General features: G+C 74.2%; 4 protein-coding genes and 1 pseudogene. 2 read left to right on the top strand and 3 right to left on the bottom strand.

The window, feature by feature from the left end:
• Positions 1 to 532, bottom strand: a pseudogene (locus BJF88_RS16295) (ClpX C4-type zinc finger protein); the annotation flags it as partial.
• A 243-nt stretch (positions 533 to 775) separates the two neighbouring features.
• Here BJF88_RS16295 and BJF88_RS16290 point away from each other — a divergent pair.
• Together BJF88_RS16290 and BJF88_RS23920 are read left to right on the top strand one after the other, a co-directional pair.
• A complete protein-coding gene (locus tag BJF88_RS16290) occupies positions 776 to 1,486 on the top strand; it encodes a metal-dependent transcriptional regulator (RefSeq protein WP_075829564.1) in 711 nt (236 codons plus the stop codon).
• A gap of 707 nt (positions 1,487 to 2,193) precedes the next feature.
• Entirely contained in the window at positions 2,194 to 2,424 is a 231-nt protein-coding gene (locus tag BJF88_RS23920; RefSeq protein WP_369824658.1) for a hypothetical protein, read from the top strand.
• Between the two features lie 37 nt (positions 2,425 to 2,461).
• Here BJF88_RS23920 and BJF88_RS16280 read toward each other — a convergent pair whose 3' ends face one another.
• The gene (locus tag BJF88_RS16280) at positions 2,462 to 3,337 is read right to left on the bottom strand and encodes a septum formation family protein (protein ID WP_075829563.1); all 876 of its coding nucleotides are present in this window, start codon (positions 3,335 to 3,337) and stop codon (positions 2,462 to 2,464) included.
• Positions 3,338 to 3,628: 291 nt separating this feature from the next.
• Positions 3,629 to 3,754, bottom strand: a 126-nt coding sequence (locus tag BJF88_RS16275; protein WP_222844027.1) for a Fe-Mn family superoxide dismutase, incomplete at its 5' end; no start/stop codon positions are given.

Genomic DNA, 3,754 nt, shown 5'->3' with positions numbered 1-3,754 from the left:
GTCAACGCCGTCGCGTCCGCGATCGCGAACGGCACGTTCAACATCCGCGCCAACGTCTGCGCCAGATACGTCTTGCCCGTCCCCGTCGGACCGATCAGCAAGATGTTCGACTTCGCCAGCTCGACGTCGTCGAGCTCGTCGGCGTCGGGCGTGCCGTCGCCGGCCTCCGCCGCCTCTGCGGCCGCCGCGGCGGCGCGGACGCGCTTGTAGTGGTTGTGGACGGCGACGGCGAGGGCCCGCTTGGCCGGGTCCTGCCCGAGACGTAGGTGCTGAGGTGGGCGAAGATCTCGTGCGGGGTCGGCAGGCGGCCGTCGCCGGAGACGACGTCGGTGCTCTCCGGCTCGCGGTCCTCCTCGATCATCTCCAGGCACAGGGCGACGCACTCGTCGCAGATGAAGACGCCCGCGGGGCCGGCGATGAGGCGCTTGACCTGCTTCTGCGACTTTCCGCAGAACGAGCAGGTGAGCGAGTCCGCCGTACGGGGGCGGCGCGGGCGGTCGCCGGTCGCGCCGCTGCCGTCGGTCGATGCCACGGGATCCTCCGGTCGGGTCTGTGCCGAGAGCGCCGATCGTAGCCTCCGCCACCCTCGTGCCCGGGGGACGGGCGGCACGGCGCGCCGGGGCGGGCAGAGCCCTTCACCCGTCCGGCCGGACGGGGTGCCAGGATGCCCGTACGGCGCGCCCGAGGATCGACCTCGAGCACGTCCGTACCCGATAGACTGGAACGGTTCCAGAGAACACGTCCTACCACACACCTGCGCCGCCCGGGAGGCCTCGTGACCGACCTGATCGACACCACCGAGATGTACCTGAAGTCGATCTACGAGCTGCAGGAGGAGGGCATCCCGCCGCTGCGGGCGCGGATCGCCGAGCGTCTGGGCCACTCCGGTCCGACCGTCTCGCAGACGGTCGCGCGCATGGAGCGCGACGGCCTCGTCGTCGTGGGCGGGGACCGCCAGCTCGAGCTCACGCCGCTCGGCCGGCAGACCGCGGTGCGCGTCATGCGCAAGCACCGCCTCGCCGAGCGGCTGCTCACCGACGTCATCAAGCTCGACTGGCAGCACGTGCACAACGAGGCGTGCCGGTGGGAGCACGTGATGAGCGACCTCGTGGAGCGTCGGCTCATCCAGCTCCTGGACCACCCGGCGCACGACCCCTACGGCAACCCCATCCCCGGCCTGCGGGAGCTGGGCGAGAACCTGCCCGAGGTCCAGTACCTCGACGGCGTCGCCTCGCTCCCGAACCACGTCGCGGCGCACCGCGTGCCGGTCGGCCAGGAGACGCGCGTCGTGCTGCAGCGCATCGCGGAGCCCGTCCAGGTCGACGACGAGCTGCTCGCGCGCTTCGCGGAGGCGGGGGTCCTGCCCCACCGCCCGCTCGTGGTGACGCCGTCGGTCGGCGGTGCCACGGTGTCCGGCGAGGGTTCCGCGACGGTCCTCGACCTGCCCGACGACGTCGCGCGCCACCTGTTCGTCACGAAGGACTGACCCCCGCCGGGCCTCGGGCGCGGGCACCCGAGGTCCGGTGTCACGTCCGAGGGCCCTGCACGGTCGGGTGTGCATGACGAACACCCCCGCTCCGATCCCGCTCCCGATCGCGCCCCCGGTCCCAGCCCCGGCCCCGGTTCTGATACCGCAGGACTCGACCACCGCCTCCGCGGAGGTGCTGGCATGACCCGCGTCGCGGTCGCCGGCGGCACCGGCACGGTCGGCACGCACGTCGTCGCGCGGCTGGAGGAGCTCGGGCACGACCCGCTCGTGCTCAGCCGGTCGCGCGGCGTCGACCTCGTCACCGGCTCGGGCGTCGACCTGCGTGGCGTGGACGCCGTGATCGACGTCGGCAACGTCACGACGCTGTCGGCACGGCGCTCCCGGGACTTCTTCGAGGCAACCACGAGCACGCTGCTCGCGGCGGGACGTCGCGACGGGGTCCGGCACCACGTCGCGCTGTCGATCGTCGGCATCGACGCCGCTCCGGGCGGCTACTACGCCGGGAAGGTCGCGCAGGAGCGCGCGGTACGCGCCGGGTCGGTGCCGTGGAGCATCCTGCGGGCGACGCAGTTCCACGAGTTCGCCGCGCAGACCGTGCAGCAGACGACGCTCGGCCCGGTCGTGCTCGTCCCGCGCCTGCGCACGCAGCCCGTGTCGACGCGCGAGCTCGCAGCCGCGCTCGTCGACCTCGCCCTCGGCGACCCGTGGGTGACGCGGGAGAGATGGCCGGCCCGCGCGAGGAACGGCTCGCCGACATGGTGCGTGGCTACCTCGCCGCGGAGCGGCGCCGGAAGAGGGTCCTCGAGGTCCGCTTCCCGGGCGCGTTCGGTCGCGCGATGGCGGGCGGCGACCTGCTTCCCGGACCCGACGCGAGACGCGGGACGCAGACGTTCGCGCAGTGGCTGGCGGCCCGGGAGGCGGCCCGGGAGGGCTGAGCGCGGCCGAGGGCGCCGCGCGGTGGCCGAGCTCCGGTCAGCGGGCGGCGCCCTCGAGCGTCCCGGTCACCGTGCCGCGCAGCGGCTCGACGATGCACTGGACGGAGTGGTCGCCCCACGTCCAGTTGTCCTCGGTGGGGGAGAACCACCAGGCGTACAGCTCGGACTCCTCGTAGGGAAGCCCGACGTAGGACTCGAAGGCCTCGAAGCAGAACTCCTCGGCGAGCGCCTCGACGTCGTCCTCGCCGGGGTAGTCACCGGCCGGGAGGTCGGTGATCGCGAACACCTCGGCATGGTGGTCCGCGGCGCACGGGACGACGGGCACGGTGAAGACGGTGTCGGGGAGGTCGGTCGTGACGACGCAGTCGCCGACCGCGAGCTCGAGGATCTCCGTGTCCCGCGCCTCGGACGCCTCGCCGCCCTCGCCGGTGGGGTCGCGCAGCGGCGTCGCCGCCTCGGAGAACGCCGTCGCGGCGAAGATCCCGGACGCGAGCAGGACCGCCAGCACGATCCACGAGCCGACGTACGCCACCGCGCCCGTGATGACCGCGCCGACACCCCAGGAGCGGGCCCGCTCGGCCTCCCGGCGGCCGGTCTGCACGTCCTGCGCACCCAGCGCGCGGGCCGCCCGCTGCGAGGCCAGCAGCGCCGGGACGCCGAGCGGCCAGAACAGGAGGAAAGCCGCGATGACCCAGCCGGAGCCCGTCGACGGCTCGCGCGGCGGGGCTCCCGGACCGGGAGCGGCGGGACCGTACGGCGACGGCGTCGTCGGCGGCAGCGGGGGCGGCGGTACGTCGAACCTCGGCGGGCCGGACGACGGCGTGCCGGACGACGGCGGGCCGGACGACGGCGGGCCGCTCGGTCCCGCGGGCGGGTGCGGCGGGGAGAACGGGTTGGGCTCGGGTGCGGTCACGCTGGCCTCGGCTCGTCGTCGGGTCTGGGTGCGCGGACGCGCTGTCCGGGGGCGCGGCGTCGGTGCGACGCATTTGTACCAGAACCGGACGACGGCACCGGCCGCCGGATGCGCGACAGCGCGAGGTTCACCACGGACGTGCCGAACCCCGGGTTGGGTGCTGCCGGGCGTGCCGAACCCCGGGTTGGGTGTCGTTCGAGGCCTTGAACGGCGCACAACCCGGGGTTCGGCGGTGGTGCGGTGTCCCCGCGGTGGTCGGCGGCTCGGTGGCCGACCGGGGCGGGGTGGGGGTCAGGCGGGGACGATGAGCCCGGCGGTCTGGGTGCGGGCGCGCTGGAGGCGGGCCTCGGCGTCGGACCAGTTGACCAGGTTCCACCAGGCGGTGACGTAGTCGGCGCGCACGTTCTGGTAGTCGAG

Origin of the sequence: Cellulosimicrobium sp. CUA-896 (assembly GCF_001942335.1) — a bacterium.
Lineage (GTDB): Bacteria > Actinomycetota > Actinomycetes > Actinomycetales > Cellulomonadaceae > Cellulosimicrobium.
Note: the sequence above shows the minus strand (reverse complement) of the source record. Positions and strands in the feature narration are given on the sequence as shown.